The sequence below is a fragment of the Metabacillus sp. SLBN-84 genome (genome assembly GCF_053629595.1).
Genome location: NZ_JBRJIP010000001.1, coordinates 1,190,347 through 1,208,939, shown reverse-complemented (window position 1 = coordinate 1,208,939; position 18,593 = coordinate 1,190,347). Strand labels below are relative to the sequence as shown.

Sequence of the window (18,593 nt, the reverse complement as noted above, 5' to 3'; positions counted from 1 at the left end):
TCCATTATAGAGGATAGATTCAAATGAACAAATGTTTTCTTTCAAATGATCCTTTCAGCACGCTGTCTGTCTCTATTAGAATAGCCAAAACAGGAAAAGACATTCCAGTCACAGGCAGTAAAATGCCGGCACCCTGATCAGGTGCCGGCATTGGATTAAAAATTTTCAAGAGCACTGCCATCCATAGAGGCAATCGCTGCAGGAGGCGCAACTGTTAACGTTCCCTGAATGACGGTCTCGTCTTTGTCATTGTGCGCATGTACCTTTAGGAGCACAGTATTTTCGGACGCATTCACTTGGGTCACCTCGAACAGGAACTGAATCATGCTGTAATGATAGACTGCCCGGACAAATTCAAGGTTTTGACTGAGAATGTGGCTTCCCGGTCCGGGCATATATTTGGATATCGCAGATGTTATGATGCCCGTCAGCATGATGCTTGGGACAATCGGCTTTTCATAAGGCGTCAGTGACGCATAATCGTGCTGAATATAGAGCGGATTTGAATCATTTGTCAGTCCAAGATAGAGCAGCAGGTCTTTATCTTCAATTTTTTCGGTCAGCGTTAATTTCTCTCCAACCGTGATTTCATCAATCTGTCTTCCGAGTTTTCTTTTTTTGCCAAGCAGCATTGTCGTCATCCTCCAATCGTTTGAGAACGTTTACAAAACACTTGCTGAAAGGGGCTGGAGAGTATTCTCCAGCCCCGGCAGCGATTAAGAAAGAACCTTCATGACACTTTTGACCGAGTCAGCAGACCTTGATAATGCTTCTTTTTCATCATCATTCAAATCGAGCTCGATAATCTGCTCAAGCCCGTTTCCGCCAAGAATGACAGGAACTCCAAGGTAGATTCCTTCGAACCCGTATTCTCCTTCTAAGTAAACAATAGCGGGGATCACACGGCGCTGATCTTTAAGAATAGCTTCTGCCATTTCTGCAAGAGATGCAGCCGGTGCATAGTAGGCGCTTCCGTTTCCAAGAAGATTGACAATCTCACCGCCGCCTTTGCGTGTTCTCTCAACAATTGCTTCCAGGCGGTCTTTAGGGATCAGCGTTTCAAGCGGAATTCCGCCGGCATACGAATATCTCACTAGAGGAACCATGTCATCACCATGTCCGCCAAGAACAAATCCAGTCACATCTTTCACAGACAGATTCAGCTCCTGTGCCGCAAATGTGCGGAAGCGCGCAGTGTCGAGAACACCTGACTGGCCGATGACGCGGTGTTTAGGAAAACCTGACTCTTTGAAAACCGTGTAGGTCATGGCATCAACCGGATTGGTCAAAACTAGAATGACCGCATCTGGCGAATACTTCACAATCTCCTTTGTCACGCTTTTCATGATTTTCTGGTTCGTCTGAACAAGGTCGTCGCGGCTCATTCCGGGTTTTCTAGCAATGCCTGCTGTAATGATGACAAGATCAGAATCAGCCGTATCTGCATAGTCGCTGGTTCCTGTAATCTGAGCGTCAAATCCCTGGACAGGACCTGCCTCAAGCATGTCCAAAGCCTTTCCTTTAGTCGGATTCTCCTGCTGCGGAATATCAACAAGCACAACATCAGACAGTTCTTTTTGAGCTAATAAAAATGCAGTGGTTGCTCCTGTGAAACCTGCGCCGATTACGGAAACTTTTTTGCGCTTCATGCCCATTAAAACATCCCCTTTAGCATAGCAGAGCTGTTTTCCATAAGAGAAAAACAGCTCTGCGGATTATTGACCTGAGAAGACCTTACATTTTGCTGATCAGTGCATCTCCGAACTCAGAGCATTTCACTTCTTTAGCGCCGTCCATTAAACGGGCAAAGTCGTAAGTGACAACTTTTTCAGAGATTGAATTTTCCATTGCTTCTACAACAAGTTTTGCCGCCTCATTCCAGCCTAAGTGCTCAAGCATAAGGACACCTGACAGAATAACAGAAGATGGATTTACTTTATCAAGACCTGCGTATTTAGGAGCAGTTCCGTGTGTCGCTTCGAAAATAGCATGTCCAGTTTCATAGTTAATATTTGCTCCAGGAGCGATTCCGATTCCGCCGACTTGTGCAGCAAGAGCATCTGAGATGTAGTCGCCGTTCAGGTTCATTGTAGCAACTACGTCAAACTCGCGCGGACGAGTAAGGATCTGTTGAAGGAAAATGTCAGCAATGGAATCTTTTACGATGATTTTGCCTGCATCTTCAGCTTCCTGCTGCGCTTTGTTTGCAGCGTCTTTGCCGTCTTTTTCAACGATGCGGTCATATTCAGCCCAAGTGAATACTTGATCTCCGAATTCTTTTTCAGCAAGCTCGTAGCCCCAGTTTTTGAAGGCTCCTTCTGTGTATTTCATGATGTTGCCTTTGTGAACAAGTGTTACGGATTTGCGGCCTTCTTTGATTGCATAGTTGATGGCAGCACGCACAAGACGCTGTGTACCTTCTTCTGATACAGGCTTGATGCCGATGCCTGAAGTCTCAGGGAAACGGATTTTGTTTACGCCCATTTCATTTTTAAGGAAAGCAATCAGCTTTTCAACTTCCTCAGAGCCTTTTGCATACTCGATGCCGGCATAGATATCTTCAGTATTTTCACGGAAGATTACCATGTCTGTATCTTCAGGGCGTTTGATTGGAGACGGAACACCGTTGAAGTAGCGTACTGGACGCAGGCATGTGAACAGATCAAGCTCCTGGCGAAGTGCAACGTTCAATGAACGGATTCCGCCGCCTACAGGAGTTGTTAAAGGTCCTTTGATTGCGATGAAATACTCGCGGATCACGTCAAGTGTTTCTTCAGGAAGCCACTCGCCGGTCTGATTGAATGCTTTTTCTCCTGCAAGCACTTCTTTCCATACGATTTTCTTCTCGCCATTGTAAGCTTTGTCAACAGCTGCTTCAAGAACGCGTGAAGCTGCAGCCCAGATATCAGGACCAATGCCGTCTCCTTCGATAAATGGAATAATTGGATCGTTTGGTACGTTAAGTACTCCGTCTGTAACTGTGATTTTTTGTCCTTGTGTCATTGTAGTTACCTCCTGTTATGTAAGTGAAATTTGTTTTTTTGGAGTAATGCGCAGGGACAGGCAGCATCAGCATATGCCGATACTGCCTCATCCGCTAAAATCAGCCGCGCTGCTCAATTGGAACGTATTTTTGCATGTCAGGGCCTGTGTAATCTGCGCGAGGGCGGATCAGGCGGTTGTTTTCGTACTGCTCAAGAATGTGGGCAAGCCATCCTGATACACGGCTGACAGCAAAGATCGGCGTGAAAAGGTCATGGTCAATTCCAAGGCTGTGGTACATGGATGCTGAATAGAAATCAACATTCGGCGGAATTGATTTTTCGCGTGTAACGATCTCTTCGATTTTTGTGGACATTTCAAACCATTTCGGTTCGCCTGTCAGGTTAGTGAGCTTCTCGGACATTTCTCTCAGATGCTTGGCTCTCGGATCTCCCTGGCGATATACGCGGTGTCCGAATCCCATGATTTTTTCTTTGCGGGCAAACTTTTCGTGAAGGTACGCTTCAACGTTATCCACATCGCCGATTTCCTTCAGCATCTTCATAACAGCTTCGTTTGCTCCCCCGTGAAGCGGCCCTTTTAGAGCTCCGATCGCTGCAGTGATTCCGGAATAGACGTCTGACAGTGTCGCCACGCAGACACGCGCTGTGAATGTAGATGCATTTAATTCATGATCGGCATGAAGAACGAGCGCCTTGTTGAAAGCCTCAACAGCAACACTGCTTGGCTCTTCGCCTGTCAGTGTATACAGGAAGTTTTCTGCTAAGCTTACATCTGCCTTCGGTTTAATAGGCTCAAGACCCTTGCGGACACGTGCGAATGCAGCCACAATTGTAGGCAGTTTAGCCTGCAGGCGGATCGCTTTGCGGTAGTTCGCTTCCGGATCCATGACATCGGCTTCGCTGTCAAACAGCCCCAGAAGGGAAACAGCTGTGCGGAGCGCCGCCATCGGATGCACTGACTTAAGGTCGTACGATTTAAAATGGCTGACAACCTCCTGCGGAATTTCCGCATTCTCTGCAAGCTCTTTTTTAATTTGTGCAAGCTCTGCATGATCAGGAAGCTTTCTGTGCCACAATAAATATACAACCTCTTCGAAACTAGCATTCTCTGCTAAATCATCGATGTTATACCCCGCATATGTAAGAGTATCATCAATAATTGAACTTACGGATGAAGTAGTAGCAACTACTCCCTCCAGACCCCGTGTTGTTGTCATGTAAATCTCTCCTTTGCAAAAATATCCCCATTGATCCGCTCTTCTCGTCAGCAATAAAAGATAGCATTCGACAAATCTTTTTTTCTTCTTATTTGCCCATTCTTCCAATTATTTAAACGACCGAGCGCTTGCTCAATACTCAAGCATTTTTAAAAAGAAAATGCTTACATTTACAGCCATTATAAGAGCCACATCGAATGTTATCTTCAATTGTGACTTAAGATGAACAAGAAGGCGTAATCAAACTGCCTATATCCATTATAAACAATTATCTGATTTTTGTGAACGAAAAGAATTTCCAGAAGCAAAAAATTTGTCAGAAAAATGATATTTAAGATGAATAATAGGTTTTCAAGGCGCCTTCTCGTATATTGTATCAGAATTTATTATATTAACCAAAAAATTTAACCGTTTGCATGGCCAGATAGGCAATGCCCGCTCCAATCAGCGGCCCGACTGCCACTCCCCCAAATAAAGAAACAGCAAGAATGGTTCCAAATACAAGCGCCGTTGTAATGTGCGGGTCATCCTGCAGCAGAGTCAAACCGTTTTTCGCAATCAGCGCCACAGCAATTCCTGCACCAAGGGCAATCCATGCGTACGAAGATTTCATTGCTTCTGTCAGCTGCTTAAACCCGATATCACCTGTAGCAATCGGGACGAGAACAGCAATCGTAATAACCGTAACACCCCAGTTTATGCCTTTTGACTGAATGTGCGGAAACAGTTTTTCATCAAGTCCGGTCAGTTTGACAGCAAGAAGAAAACCTACTGCAAACATTAATGACTGATTTTTGGCAAGAAATCCAACGATGAATAATATGATTAAAAATAGGACAGGTTGATTCATTTCATTCTTCCTTTCCAGATTTTTCTTAAAGAGAACAGGAGGGTAATTTATTGAATGCACATCCGGCACAGGCCGCCTTCAGAGCCCTTGCAGTCACGGCGGTCATCATAGCTGCAGCTGCGTCCGTCTATTATGTATCTGCCCTCGCTTATCCATTTATTATAGGTTTTCTATTAGCCTCTATTATAAATCCCATGGTCGATCTGCTTGAGAGGCGGATGGTTCGCGGCGCTGCCGTGTTTTTGTCTATTGCGTGCTTAGTCATTGTCTTTGCGGGAATGGTTACACTTCTTATTGCAGAGATTGTAGCGGGAACGACTTATTTAGCTTCATCTGTTCCTGAACATTTTAAAACGCTTGTTGTTTATATTGAAACATTTACGTTAGACCGGATTCTGCCGGTCTATGAGGACTTTGCAGCGCTGTTTAATACTCTTGATGCATCCCAGCAAAAAACGATTCTTGCAAACATCCAGCACACCGGTGAACAAATTGGATCTAACGCGGCTGATTTTTTAAAAGAAATTTTAGAAAACATTCCGCTTCTGATCAGCTGGCTTCCAAATGCAGCAACCGCCGCTGTCTTTTCTCTTTTAGCCGCTTTTTTTATCAGCAAGGACTGGTACAAGTTCCAGCGGCTCCTCAGAAAATACCTTCCCGTCAAAGCACGGAAAAGCGGAAGGTCAGTCGCAGATGACTTAAAAAAAGCATTATTCGGTTTTATAAAGGCTCAGATTATTTTAATCAGCATCACTGCTGTGACCGTCCTTATAGGGTTGCTCTTATTGAGAGTGGATTATGCAATCACGATTGCTCTGCTGATTGGCCTGGTCGATCTTTTGCCGTACCTTGGCACCGGTCTTGTATTTGTTCCCTGGATCATCTACTCTGCTTTCAGCGGCGAACTCCCCTTTGCTATTGGACTTTGCGCGCTGTATCTTATTATCTTAATGCAGAGGCAGCTGATCGAACCGAAAATTCTCTCTTCCACCATTGGTCTTGATCCGCTTGCTACCCTGCTTTCTCTGTTTGTCGGCTTTAAGCTGATCGGGTTTTTAGGCCTGATTGCAGGACCGGTTGCTCTTGTCATTTTTAACGCCCTTCAGAACGCCGGGGTTTTTGAGGATGCGTGGAAGTTTATAACAGGGAAAAGCCGGTGATGAGAAATAGCGTAACTGCTATGCCCAGAAGCAGTGTCCGCGTTTTCGGCAGCTTTCCTGCACGTTCAACTCAGAGGGTGCAGTTTTCATAGTTCCTTACCCTCGCATATCGTTTTACGGTTTTACAGGGTACGATTCTTGGCTTTCTTTACCCTCGCATATCGTTTTACGGTTTTACAGGGTACGATTCCGGGCTTTCCTTACCCTCTAATATCGATTTTCAGTTTTACAGGGTACGATTCCGGGCTTTCCTTACCCTCTAATATCGTTTTTAAGTTTTACAGGGTACGATTCTTTGACTTACTTTCACTCCAACGTATCCAAAAATCTCCAATTTTATGACAAAGTGTAAGCACCTATTATACCCCTGCAGCAAGATAAGAAATCCCCCGAATTTTTTCGGGGGATTTCTTATGGACGGACAGCTTCACCCGGCTCTATCTTATGATGGTAAACCGGTTTCGCTCGATCATTTTGCTGATTTGCTTCTGAAGAAGCGGTTTAACCATTTTCCTCGTGCCGGGTATGAGCAGCATAAAACCGGTGATATCGGTGACAAAGCCCGGCGTGAGCAAAAGAAGGCCGCCTGTAAGGATACAGAGTCCGTCGAGAATCGAGTCTCCGGGAATGTTGCCCCTGCTCATTTCTCTCTGGACTTTTTGAACGGCTTCTATGCCTTGTTTTTTGGCAAGCCATGCTCCGCCTACTCCAGTTGCAATGATCAGCAGGATGGTCGGAACAATGCCGAGTGTTTTGCCTGAGAACAGCAAAATGCCAATCTCAAGCGCAGGGATGATGATTAGAAAAGGCAGGATATATCTCAATCTGATTTTCACCTCGCGTTTTGGATAAAAAGGCTTGTTCATCTACTGCAACAGTATATGAAACACATGCAAAAAAGAGAAGGGATCTGCCCTTCTCTTTTCCTGTATTCACTTAAAGTACGCTTGCGTGTCCTTGGTAGATGGCTCCACGTGATCCGTCTACTGTGATTTCCTGTCCGTCTTTTAAGATAGCTGTTGCGTTTTCAACGCCGACAATAACAGGAATTCCAAGGCTTAAGCCTACTACAGCAGCATGACTTGTCAAGCCGCCTTCTTCTGTAATAAGAGCTGCTGCTTTTTCAAGCGCAGGCATCATGTCGCGGTCTGTGCTTTGAGAAACCAGAATGGCTCCCTGTGTCATTTTTGCTTCTGCATCAGCAGCTGAGCTTGCTACTACAACTTTGCCGAATGCCGTTTTGCGGCCAATGCCCTGGCCTTTAGCGATAACATCGCCGACTACATGAACTTTCATCAGGTTCGTTGTGCCTGTTTCTCCGATCGGCACACCAGCTGTGATGACAATCAGATCACCATGCTTGACTACACCTGAAAGCAGAGATTCCTGAACAGCCTGATCAAGCATTTCATCTGTTGATGAAGACTGTTCGCCGTTGCGTGAATGCACTCCCCATACAAGAGCAAGCTTGCGTGAAACAGATTCACATGATGTAACCGCAACGATTGGAGCTTTAGGACGGTATTTTGAGATCATGCGTGCAGTATGGCCGCTTTCAGTCGTTGCTACAATGGCAGCTGCCTGAAGGTTTAAGCCTGTATGTGCAACCGATTGTCCGATAGCATCCGTAATCGTCATATCAGCCTGCTCGCTGCGTTTTGCAAGAATCTGCTTGTAATCCAGTGCCTGTTCTGCACGTGATGCGATGTTGTTCATTGTTTGAACAGCTTCAACAGGGTATGAACCGGCTGCTGTTTCACCAGAAAGCATGATTGCATCGGTACCGTCGAAAATGGCGTTTGCAACGTCACTTGCTTCTGCGCGTGTAGGGCGCGGGTTGCGCTGCATGCTGTCAAGCATTTGCGTAGCCGTGATAACCGGCTTGCCTGCTGCGTTGCACTTTTTGATCAATTCTTTTTGAACTAGAGGCACTTCTTCTGCCGGAATTTCAACGCCAAGGTCTCCGCGCGCTACCATCAGGCCGTCTGATACTTCAAGAATTTCATCGATGTTGTCGACGCCTTCCTGGTTTTCAATTTTCGGGATGATCTGGATTTGAGGAGCTCCATTTTTTTCAAGCAATTCACGGATCTCAAGAACATCTGCTGCGCGGCGCACGAATGATGCAGCGATAAAGTCCACTCCCTGCTCAATTCCGAACAAGATGTCATTTGCATCTTTTTCTGTGATTCCAGGAAGTTTTACACTTACTCCCGGCACGTTGACGCCTTTTTTATTTTTAAGTGTTCCAGTGTTAAGGATCTTAGTTCTGATTTCATTGGCCTGCTTATTGATTTCAATGACTTCAAGACCGATCAGACCGTCATCAAGCAGGATGATTGAACCTGTATGAACATCGTTGATAAGACCTTCGTAAGAAATGGAGAACTTGTCTGCTGTACCAAGAACTTCAGTCATAGATACCGTTACTTCAGATCCTGCTACGAGTTCAATTGCTCCGTCCTGCATAGAGTGCGTGCGGATTTCCGGTCCTTTCGTATCAAGAAGAATGGCAACATTCTTATTAAGCTTTGCAGCTGCTTCGCGGATATTTTTGATGCGTGCTCCGTGCTCTTCAAAATCTCCGTGGGAGAAGTTCAGGCGCGATACGTTCATGCCTGCTTCCATCAATTGTGTAAGCTTCTCTACACTTTCACTTGCAGGGCCGATCGTACAAACTATTTTCGTTTTTCTCATTCGATAAATTCCTCCTGTTTATTGGTATGAAAACGATACCAGTCTGATGGGATATCAGATGGATAATTCTTTTGAAAGCTGGTACATGTTCTGATCAATCGTATGCGGTGTGTCTAGAATTTCGAGGATATCATTGTTTGTCAGCTTGTTATTCTGGATGCCGACCGCACGTCCGCCTTTGCCTTCAAGAAGCAGTTCTACAGCGTAAGCTCCCAGGCGGCTTGCAAGGACTCTGTCAAATGCTGTTGGCGATCCTCCGCGCTGAATGTGGCCAAGAACGGAGACACGTGTTTCGAGGTTTGTAGCTTCTTCGATCTTTCTTCCGAAGTCAACTCCGCTTCCAACGCCTTCAGCAACAATGATGATACTGTGCTTTTTGCCGCGGTCTGTTCCGTGCTTCAGACGGGCAAGTACATCTTCCATATCATAGTCAACTTCAGGAATCAGAATGGTTTCTGCTCCGCCTGCAAGGCCGGACCATAGTGCAAGATCTCCTGCATGGCGTCCCATTACTTCAATTACATATGTACGCTCATGTGAAGTTGCTGTATCACGAATTTTGTCTATTGCATCAATCACGGTATTTAGTGCCGTGTCAAATCCGATTGTAAAATCTGTCCCTGGAATGTCATTGTCAATGGTGCCTGGAACGCCTACGCACGGGAAACCGTGTTCAGTCAGTTTTTTAGCTCCCATGTAAGAACCGTCTCCGCCGATGACTACAAGGCCTTCAATGCCGTGCTTTTTCAGCTGTTCGATGCCTTTGAGCTGGCCTTCAACCGTTTTAAACTCCGGGCAGCGGGCTGTGTAGAGCTTTGTACCCCCGCGGTGGATAATATCTCCTACCGAACCGAGTTCAAGTTTTTCTATATGGCCTGCAATTAAGCCTGAATAACCATGATAAATGCCGAACACCTCTACGTCATGATAGATCGCTTTACGTACGACAGCACGTACGGCAGCGTTCATGCCAGGTGAATCTCCTCCACTGGTTAATACGCCGATTTTTTTCATTTTTCTCACCCCAAAGTAGTATGTGATATTAAAATAACATGAAGAAATGGGCAATACAATAGACAAGAAACGACAAATGTCGAAAATTCACGTTACCTTTAAACCTTTCTCATTATACAATAAAACCGCCTGTCCTGAAGGGTTTTCAGCGAATCTTTGAAAATTAAGTCAAGTAAACGCTTCCTTTTCGGATTGTCGAATAATCTCACTCACATGAACTGGCTGTTTTTCTATGAATAACCAGATTTGGCATTCTTCATTTATGATTTAAGGTCTGCAAAACAGTCCTTTCAAAAAAAGAAACGTGCCGCCTTCCTGACGAAGGCTACACGTTAACCTATTTTACCCCAATAATTTCCTCTGCAAACGAAACCTGGCCGATTCTTTTAAACTTTTCATAGCGGTGCTGAATCAGCTGCTCTCCATTGAGTTTTAAAAGCTCCTTCAGAGAATCATGAATGACCTGATTCATATTTTTTGCCTGTTCAGCAACATCCCTGTGGGCGCCGCCTTTTACTTCTTTGATGATTTGATCAATAACACCCAGTTCTTTCAGGTCCGGTGCAGTAATTTTCATCGTTTCCGCTGCCTTTTTGGCAAGCCCTGAATCTTTCCACAAAAGGGCCGCAGCTCCTTCTGGGGAAATAACCGAATAGGTTGAATTCTCAAGCATATGGATGTGGTTGCCGACTCCAAGAGCAAGCGCACCTCCGCTTCCGCCCTCGCCGATTACGATACAGATGACCGGTACGGATAACCCCGCCATTTCAAAAAGGTTCTTTGCAATGGCTTCACTTTGGCCGCGTTCTTCGGCTGCTTTTCCAGGGTATGCTCCTTTTGTATCAATCAGGCAAATGATCGGACGGCCGAACTTATCAGCCTGATGCATCAGCCTGAGCGCCTTGCGGTAGCCTTCGGGATGAGGCATTCCGAAGTTTCTGCGGATGTTTTCTTTTGTATCTTTTCCGCGCTGATGACCAATGACCGTTACAGGAAGTCCGTTAAATTTGGCAATTCCGCCGACGATGGCTTCATCATCCCCGTAATAGCGGTCCCCGTGAAGCTCAAAAAAGTTTGTGAAGAGCTTTTCAATATAGTCAAGTGTTGTCGGACGGTTCGGATGTCTTGCAATCTGAACTCTGTCCCACGGCTGAAGATTTGTGTAAATTTCTCTCTCAAGCTTTTCAAGGCGTCCTTCAAGTTTTGAGATCTCAGCAGACAAATCCACATCTGTACTCTCTGTAAACTCTTTCAGTTCAGAGATCTTTGCCCTCAGTTCTGTAACGGGCTTTTCAAATTCCAGTTCCCCTACCATGAAGATGCACCTCCTGAGGAATGAAGCTCAAGGATATTCGAAAGAGTATCCTTCATATCGAGACGGTTGATGACCGCATCAAGCTGACCGTGTTTTAAAAGAAATTCTGCCGTCTGGAAATCTTCCGGAAGATCTTCCCTGATCGTCTGTTCAATAATCCGTCTGCCGGCAAAACCGATCAGCGCTTTCGGTTCAGCAAAATTGTAATCTCCCAAAGAGGCAAAGCTTGCTGATACACCGCCTGTTGTCGGGTGTGTCATAACAGAAATGATCAATCCGCCGTTATCACTGAACAGTTTCAGGGCAGAGCTCGTTTTGGCCATCTGCATGAGGCTTAAAACACCTTCCTGCATTCTCGCTCCGCCTGAAGCTGTAAAGATGATAAATGGAAGTTTTCTTTCATTCGCGCGCTCAATCGCTCTCGTAATCTTTTCTCCAACGACTGACCCCATGCTTCCCATCCGGAAGGTTGCATCCATGACTGCAACCACGGTCTGATTGCCGTTAATGGCTCCCTCGCCTGTTACGACCGCTTCATTCATCTTTGTTTTCTTCCGGTCTTTTTCTACTTTTTCAAGATAGCCCGGAAAATTAAGAGGGTTTTCAGAAACCATCTCTTTATCAAACTCTTTAAATGTATGCTCATCAAATAAACTCTTAATGCGCTCTTTGGCATTCATTGTATGGTGGTGGCCGCAGTTCATGCACACGCGCAGGTTTTTATTTAATTCTTTCGTATACATAATCTTTTTACAGCTTGGACATTTTGTCATAATTCCTTCAGGCACATCGTGCTTTGCCTGATCTGAAGGAATGGATGCATATTTCTTTTTCTTTGAAAATAAATCCTTTAACAAATCGCTGCCTCCTTTTCTATGAAAACGACCGGGCAATTGCCAGACCGTCATCCATTTTTTTGCAGGCTGTGAAGCTGCGCCGCTGATAATAAGCCGGCAGCAGGGAAGCCTTTCCGAAAAAAGATGTTATGCCTTATCGGCACTTTCTTTATGAGCTAGAGTGTAAAAAGATTGGAATACACGATTTTCGTCCTTGGAAAGCAGTCCGTCAATGATTTCTTCATAGACGGCTTGAGATCCGGTTTCAGGTTTGGGCTGAATCAGCTTTACGTATTCGCTGACAACTGTCCAAATGCGGTACAGCAGAAAATTATCCGACAGTTTCATAAGCTCTGTCATGAATGCTGCATGGGTCATCATCTCTTGCTTCAACCTGTCTCTCAGTTCTTTCAGTTCCGCCTCGCGGTCTTTTGCAAGCAGGACCTGCAGGGCATTATATTCAAGAAGCTTATTCATCTCAGTAAGATCAGAAATCGCATTTTTATCCTGAAGAATAAAGGTGCCGAGAATTTCGACAAGGTCATTGTCGCGAAAGTCTTTAATAAATGTGCCTTCCCCGCGCCTCGTTTCAATGATCCCCAGGAGCTCAAGCGCCCGAAGCGCTTCTCTGACAGAGGATCGCCCGGCCTGAAGCCGTTCGGCAAGCTCGCGTTCAGATGGAATCTTATCGCCCGCAGCGAGCCCGTCTTCTTTAATGATCGACCTGATTTCGCGAAGAATTTCAATATATACTTTAGGTTTGGATGCACTCATTGTACATCACTCACTTTGTTTCAATAATCGCAAGCTGCTTCGTTTTTTCTGCAATTTCCTCAGGATCGGCTTTTATTCTGGCCACTCCGGTTTCCATTGCTGCCCTGGCAACAGCCGCAGCCACCGCAGGAGCAACCCTGGCATCAAATGGAGCCGGGATGACATAATCCGCCGTCAGTTCCTCAGTTGAAATCAGGGCAGCAATCGCTTCTACAGCCGCAATTTTCATTTGTTCATTTATGTGTGTAGCGCGCACATCAAGCGCCCCGCGGAAAATGCCCGGAAAAGCGAGAACGTTGTTTACCTGATTCGGGAAATCGGAACGGCCTGTTCCGATGACCATCGCGCCCGCTTCTTTCGCTTCATGGGGCATGATTTCAGGAACAGGGTTTGCCATAGCAAAGATGATCGGATCTTTTTTCATGGATGCAATCATTTCCTTCGTTAAAGCTCCTTCTACTGAAACGCCGATAAACACGTCCGCATCTTTAATGACGTCGGCAAGGCTTCCCTCTGTGCGGTCGCGGTTTGTATATTTGGCCACTTCCTCTTTAACACTGTTCATTCCATAAGAGCGGCCTTCAAAGATCGACCCTTTGGAATCGCACATGATAATATCCCGCACACCGTAGCGGTAAAGCAACTTAATGATGGCAATGCCAGCTGCACCCGCTCCGTTTGCAACCACCCTGATGCTTGACATGGATTTGCCCGCAAGCTTCAATGCGTTCACAAGACCTGCCACTGTTACGATGGCTGTGCCGTGCTGGTCATCATGGAAAATCGGAATATTTGTTTCTTTTTTCAGGCGCTCTTCAATAACGAAGCAATTCGGAGCAGCAATATCCTCAAGATTTACGCCGCCGAAAGTAGGTTCGAGAAGTTTGACCGTTTCTACAATCTTTTCCACATCCGTTGTGTTTAAACAGATTGGAAACGCATCAACCCCTGCGAAGCTTTTGAAAAGAACAGCTTTCCCTTCCATAACAGGAAGCGCTGCCTCAGGTCCGATATTTCCAAGCCCAAGCACAGCCGTTCCATCAGAAACAACGGCAACCATGTTGCCTTTCATTGTATAGTCGTACACTTTATTTTTATCTTCATAAATCGCTTTGCAAGGTTCAGCGACCCCTGGAGAATATGCTAAGCTCAGGTCTTTAGCATTTCTGACTGGTACTTTTGATTTCGATTCAAGCTTTCCTTTATGAACTAGATGCATATGTAATGCTTCTTCGCGCAATGACATGTTCTCACTCCTTAGGGTCTATTTGGAGGTGGTCAGACCACCTCCAGCCAATAATAAATCATAACATAATTTTAAGTATTGTAAAGTCCTGTCTTTTTGTCCGGCACCGGACCTTTGTCCTTATTCTTTGACTGCTGCATTTTTCTCTCCGAGTAATTTTCTAAGCTCTGAAAGACATGCAGCACTCGCTTCTGTGTTATATTCATCCGGCAGTCTGACGCTCTTTTTCTCTTTTTCATAGTAGAGAATAACAGGCGTTGTGCCGCGGTGCTTTTTAAGAGTATTCTGCACGGTTTGAAGCTTTCCTTCCGCAAGATGCATTTCCTCAATTTTTAAAAAGAGCGTCTTTGCTCTTTTCTTCAGGTCCTCTACTGTTTCCGCATCGGAAATAATCAGCTGCGTGCGGTCGCTGCGGGTTTCCATTTTGCCTGTAAGAATGACCACATTTCCCTGATCAAGCAAATTCCGGGCCTTCGTATAAACGTTTGGAAAAGCGACCGCTTCAAGATCCCCGCTTTCATCACTTAAGGCAAGAAACGCCATGACCTCGCCTTTTTTCGTACGGATCGTGCGCATGGCAGAAATGAACACGCCGACTTTCACTTTTTTCTGGCCGAAAAGCACGGCTTCACTCAGCGGAAGAACTCCCGCACGCTGAAACAGCGGCAAATGGGCTGAAGCAGGATGGCTTGAAAAATAAAAACCAAGCGACTCTTTTTCAAACTTCAGCTTTTCTTCTGTTTTGAACGGCTCAACTTCTATATATTTCGGCTTGATGCTGAATTCTTCCTCTTCTAAAAACAAATCAAATTGATTTTCATCATCTGTTGAAAAGAGGGCAGCATGTTCAATCGCAAGATCAAGGCTTGCAAGCAGAGTGGACCTCTCCATTCCAAACTCATCCATGGCTCCCGAAAAGATAAGAGACTCAACAACCCGTCTGTTCACGGTTTTCATGGATACCCTTGTGCAGAAATCAAACAGATCAGAGAATGCTTTTTTCTTTCTGGCCGCATAGATTTCTTTTACAGCGTTGACGCCTACACTTTTAATCGCATTCAGACTGAAGCGGATGCTTCCGTTTTCGACAAGAAAAGGATATTCGCTCTTATTAATAGAAGGAGGAAGAACTGTGACTCCATGCTGCTTTGCCTCACGAATGTACTGGGCGGTTTTTTCATCGTTTCCGATCACGCTCGTTAAAAGAGCGGCCGTAAAATAAACAGGATAGTGGGCTTTTAAATAAGCAAGCTGAAAGGAAATCATGCTGTAGGCAACAGCATGGCTCCGGTTGAACCCGTAATTTGCAAATTTGACGATTAAATCGTAAATATGGTTTGCAGACGCCCGGTCATAGCCGTTATTCAGACAGCCCGAAACAAAGTGCTCTCTCTCCCGGTCAAGAATTTCTTTTTGTTTCTTTCCGACAGCGCGCCTTAGAAGATCCGCTTCGCCTAAAGAAAAACCGGCCATTTTAGACGCAATCTCCATGATCTGCTCCTGGTAGACGATAACGCCGTTCGTCGTTTGAAGGATGGGCAACAGGTCCGGATGCGGGTACTCGATTTGCTCTTCCAGGTGTTTCCTTCTAATGTAAAGCGGAATGTTTTCCATCGGACCCGGACGGTACAGGGCATTTACAGCCACTATATCTTCAAGATCTGTCGGCTTGAGCCGTTTCAGAACGCTGCGCATCCCGTCTGATTCAAGCTGAAAAACCCCTGTTGTATCCCCTTTGCCAAGAAGCTCGAACGTTTTATCATCCGCGTAGGAAATGCGGTCAAAATCGATCCGTTTCTTTTCATGGCGTTCGATTAAACCTGTGATCTGCTCAATCAGCGTTAAATTTCTGAGGCCGAGAAAATCCATTTTCAAAAGCCCGAGATCCTCAAGATAATCCATTGAAAACTGCGTTAAATAAATGCCGTTATGCCCCTCCTGGATCGGAACGATATCTGTAAGCGGCTGGCTGCTCAGCACCATGCCCGCTGCATGTGTGGAGGTGTGCCTCGGAAGGCCTTCAAGCTTTACGGCTGTTTCAAAAATCCTCCTGTACAAATCCGAATCATCCAGAAGCTGCTGAAGGTCTTTGGATTCTGAGAGAACCTGCTCCAAGGTGGACCCGGGCTTTGAAGGAATGAGCTTTGCCAGAACATCCGCTTCCTTGGCAGATGCCCCCATGACTCTCCCGACATCCCTGAGGGAAGCTTTTGCAGCGAGTGTTCCGAACGTCACAATTTGAGCAGCGTGCATCGCCCCGTACTTTTCTGCCACATACGAAATGATCTCATCCCTTTTAGAATCAGGAAAATCAATATCTATATCAGGCATATTTATGCGCTCGGGATTTAAGAAGCGCTCAAATAAAAGGCGGTGCTCAATTGGATCCACATCTGTGATTCTCAAAACATAGGCAACAAGTGAGCCTGCCGCAGATCCCCTTCCCGGACCCGTGAGAATTCGATGATCATGGGCATATTTCATGAAATCCCAGACAATCAGGAAATAGTCGCTGAATTTCATCTCCCTGATTACATTCAGCTCATAGTCTAGCCTTTTGTAATAGCTGTCTGACGGATCGCTGAACCTCTCTTTAAGACCAGACAGGCAAAGGCGCTCCAAATATTCGTCAGCCGGAAGGCCGTCAGGTGCTGGATACTTCGGAAGACGGGTTTGTCCAAGTTCCATTGTGACCTGGCACATATCTGCTATTTTCAGAGTGTTTTCCAGAGCCTCGGGGCAATCCCTGAACAGCTCTGCCATTTCAGCAGGGGTTTTTAAATAATATTGATTGGAAGGAAGGGCGAAGTCACTGTCGTCTTCAAGCTTTGCTCCGTTTTTAATGGCCAGAAGGCAATTGTGGGCAAACGCATCTTCTTTTTCAATATAGTGAACGTTGTTAGCAGCGGCAGCAGGCACCCCTGTTCTTCCGCTTAATTCTAAAATTCCTTTCTCCAGTTCTTTATCTGTATGCAGGCTGTGGTTTTGGAGCGAAAGATAGAAATCGCCTTCATGAAACAGAGATTTATAGAGCAAAAGCGTTTTTTCCGCTTCCTCTTTATTCCCGCTCAAGACCGCCTGTTCGACCAGGCCCTTGTCGCCGGGTGTTAACCCGATAATTCCTGAGCTGTAGGATTTCATCCACCGGGATTTTATTCCTCCTGGAGATCTTGTTTGAAGGACACTGCTGATTTTGATCAGATTTCTGTATCCTTCATTGTTTTTGGCAAGCAGAACAAGGGGGTATCCGTCGCTTGCACCCTGTTCTTCGAGCGTAACAGACGCTATTAGCCCGATAATGGGTTTGATGCCGTGTTTCATGCATGTTTTATAAAACGCTACCGCTCCATACATCGTATGGAAGTCAGTAATCGCGAGTGATTTTGCTCCGTGGGCTGCTGTTTTTTCAACAAGCCGGTCAATTCGCGCGGAACTGTTCAGCAGACTGTAGGCACTTTGAACTTGAAGGTGAACAAATGGCAATCGCATGTCCCATCCTTTCTTTGAATCTCATCTTTTTATTATATTCTCTATTGAAAAGTGACACAAATTGAAGCCGTCCCATCTCATACTTCCATTGTTTGTCCATATACATAGAAGAAAGGGGTGAATCGCATGGAGGTTAAAGAGGCGTTTATTCCGGCCTTTATCAACAGTTATTTCATAGCACTCGGCGTTATTCTGGGCGGATCGATCGTTGGCGGCATCGGTGCTTACTTAGCAGGTGAGCCTCCGCTGTCGACCATTTACAGTCTCGCAAACAGACTGAAAATATGGGCCCTTGTCGCTGCAATCGGGGGTACCTTTGACGCTTTTTCAAGCTTTGAAAGAGGATTTTTTGAAGGAGAAACGCGTGATGTAATTAAACAGGTCCTGCTGATCATTTCAGCCATGGGCGGCGCGCAGACCGGCTGGCTCCTGATCTTATGGCTGACGCAGGAGACACCGGAATGAGAATTCCTCCATTATACAGACGCCCATCCTGGCAGCGGCTTTTTGGAGGCATGGTGCTCGGAGCCATCATCAGCTGGTGCATCTTCCTTTATATATACGGCGAGTGGCAGGAGAAGCTGGTGACAAAAATTGAAGAACAGACATACACAATTGAAGATTTGAAACAGACAAATAAAAGCTACTATGAGGAGATTCAGAATCTGAATAAAATCACTCAGGAAAAACTCCGGGTGCAGAAGATCAGCGTGACCTTAATGAACGGGGAACGCTATCAGTTTACGTCCCTGATGACATTTATGATTGAGGATCAGGTGAAAGAAGATGTATCTGATGTTTTGGCAAAGGATCTGGAAAGTGTTTATAAAACGAGAAAGCTGATGAAAAAAGCGGTTGAAAACAAAGTATATAAAATCGATGACAAGCAGTACCGGGTCGAAATTGAGGAAATGTTCATATACACCACCCTCTCAATCGAGCTTAAAGTCTCATTCGCAAAATAGAAAACGGGACCAATGAACCTTGCCG

The 18,593-nt window shown here is 45.5% G+C and carries 16 protein-coding genes; 3 read left to right on the top strand and 13 right to left on the bottom strand.

Going from position 1 to position 18,593, the window contains the following annotated elements:
• Positions 1 to 155: 155 nt before the first annotated feature.
• The 5 genes from RKD52_RS05930 to RKD52_RS05910 all read right to left on the bottom strand — a co-directional run bounded on the left by RKD52_RS05930 (position 156) and on the right by RKD52_RS05910 (position 5,072).
• Positions 156 to 629 carry a MaoC/PaaZ C-terminal domain-containing protein gene (locus RKD52_RS05930; protein ID WP_282033187.1) on the bottom strand — a complete coding sequence of 158 codons (474 nt, stop codon included), beginning with the start codon at positions 627 to 629 and terminating at the stop codon, positions 156 to 158.
• Between the two features lie 87 nt (positions 630 to 716).
• Entirely contained in the window at positions 717 to 1,655 is a 939-nt protein-coding gene (gene mdh, locus RKD52_RS05925; RefSeq protein ID WP_369734650.1) for a malate dehydrogenase, read from the bottom strand.
• A gap of 79 nt (positions 1,656 to 1,734) precedes the next feature.
• Complete coding sequence (gene icd, locus RKD52_RS05920) at positions 1,735 to 3,003, bottom strand: NADP-dependent isocitrate dehydrogenase (RefSeq protein WP_454099034.1); 1,269 nt, start codon at positions 3,001 to 3,003, stop codon at positions 1,735 to 1,737.
• 100 nt (positions 3,004 to 3,103) lie between these two features.
• A complete protein-coding gene (gene citZ / locus RKD52_RS05915; protein ID WP_454099033.1) occupies positions 3,104 to 4,222 on the bottom strand; it encodes a citrate synthase in 1,119 nt (372 codons plus the stop codon).
• 391 nt (positions 4,223 to 4,613) lie between these two features.
• Complete coding sequence (locus RKD52_RS05910) at positions 4,614 to 5,072, bottom strand: DUF441 domain-containing protein (RefSeq protein WP_029279153.1); 459 nt, start codon at positions 5,070 to 5,072, stop codon at positions 4,614 to 4,616.
• A 50-nt stretch (positions 5,073 to 5,122) separates the two neighbouring features.
• Between RKD52_RS05910 and ytvI the strand changes: the two genes are divergently transcribed.
• Positions 5,123 to 6,232: a sporulation integral membrane protein YtvI gene (ytvI, locus tag RKD52_RS05905; RefSeq protein ID WP_454099032.1), complete on the top strand. Its 1,110-nt coding sequence runs from the start codon at positions 5,123 to 5,125 to the stop codon at positions 6,230 to 6,232.
• A 437-nt stretch (positions 6,233 to 6,669) separates the two neighbouring features.
• Here ytvI and RKD52_RS05900 read toward each other — a convergent pair whose 3' ends face one another.
• The 8 genes from RKD52_RS05900 to dnaE all read right to left on the bottom strand — a co-directional run bounded on the left by RKD52_RS05900 (position 6,670) and on the right by dnaE (position 17,597).
• Positions 6,670 to 7,056, bottom strand: coding sequence for an FxsA family protein (locus RKD52_RS05900; RefSeq protein WP_454099031.1), 387 nt, complete (start codon positions 7,054 to 7,056; stop codon positions 6,670 to 6,672).
• Positions 7,057 to 7,168: 112 nt separating this feature from the next.
• Positions 7,169 to 8,929 carry a pyruvate kinase gene (pyk, locus tag RKD52_RS05895; RefSeq protein ID WP_454099030.1) on the bottom strand — a complete coding sequence of 587 codons (1,761 nt, stop codon included), beginning with the start codon at positions 8,927 to 8,929 and terminating at the stop codon, positions 7,169 to 7,171.
• A gap of 54 nt (positions 8,930 to 8,983) precedes the next feature.
• The gene (pfkA, locus tag RKD52_RS05890; protein ID WP_454099029.1) at positions 8,984 to 9,943 is read right to left on the bottom strand and encodes a 6-phosphofructokinase; all 960 of its coding nucleotides are present in this window, start codon (positions 9,941 to 9,943) and stop codon (positions 8,984 to 8,986) included.
• 337 nt (positions 9,944 to 10,280) lie between these two features.
• On the bottom strand, positions 10,281 to 11,258 hold the full coding sequence (gene accA / locus RKD52_RS05885) for an acetyl-CoA carboxylase carboxyl transferase subunit alpha (protein WP_454099028.1): 978 nt from the start codon (positions 11,256 to 11,258) through the stop codon (positions 10,281 to 10,283).
• The gene (accD, locus tag RKD52_RS05880) at positions 11,252 to 12,115 is read right to left on the bottom strand and encodes an acetyl-CoA carboxylase, carboxyltransferase subunit beta (protein WP_369734642.1); all 864 of its coding nucleotides are present in this window, start codon (positions 12,113 to 12,115) and stop codon (positions 11,252 to 11,254) included. Before accD ends, accA begins: the two co-directional genes overlap by 7 nt.
• Before the next feature lie 126 nt (positions 12,116 to 12,241).
• A complete protein-coding gene (locus RKD52_RS05875) occupies positions 12,242 to 12,868 on the bottom strand; it encodes a FadR/GntR family transcriptional regulator (protein WP_454099027.1) in 627 nt (208 codons plus the stop codon).
• Positions 12,869 to 12,878: 10 nt separating this feature from the next.
• Positions 12,879 to 14,114, bottom strand: coding sequence for an NAD(P)-dependent malic enzyme (locus RKD52_RS05870; protein WP_454099026.1), 1,236 nt, complete (start codon positions 14,112 to 14,114; stop codon positions 12,879 to 12,881).
• Positions 14,115 to 14,234: 120 nt separating this feature from the next.
• Positions 14,235 to 17,597: a DNA polymerase III subunit alpha gene (dnaE, locus tag RKD52_RS05865; protein WP_454101151.1), complete on the bottom strand. Its 3,363-nt coding sequence runs from the start codon at positions 17,595 to 17,597 to the stop codon at positions 14,235 to 14,237.
• Between the two features lie 132 nt (positions 17,598 to 17,729).
• On the opposite strand from dnaE, the gene RKD52_RS05860 reads away from it, so the two are divergent.
• Together RKD52_RS05860 and ytrI are read left to right on the top strand one after the other, a co-directional pair.
• On the top strand, positions 17,730 to 18,068 hold the full coding sequence (locus tag RKD52_RS05860; protein WP_029566849.1) for a YtrH family sporulation protein: 339 nt from the start codon (positions 17,730 to 17,732) through the stop codon (positions 18,066 to 18,068).
• Positions 18,065 to 18,568 carry a sporulation membrane protein YtrI gene (gene ytrI / locus RKD52_RS05855; protein ID WP_029279132.1) on the top strand — a complete coding sequence of 168 codons (504 nt, stop codon included), beginning with the start codon at positions 18,065 to 18,067 and terminating at the stop codon, positions 18,566 to 18,568. Before RKD52_RS05860 ends, ytrI begins: the two co-directional genes overlap by 4 nt.
• Positions 18,569 to 18,593 lie beyond the last annotated feature (25 nt).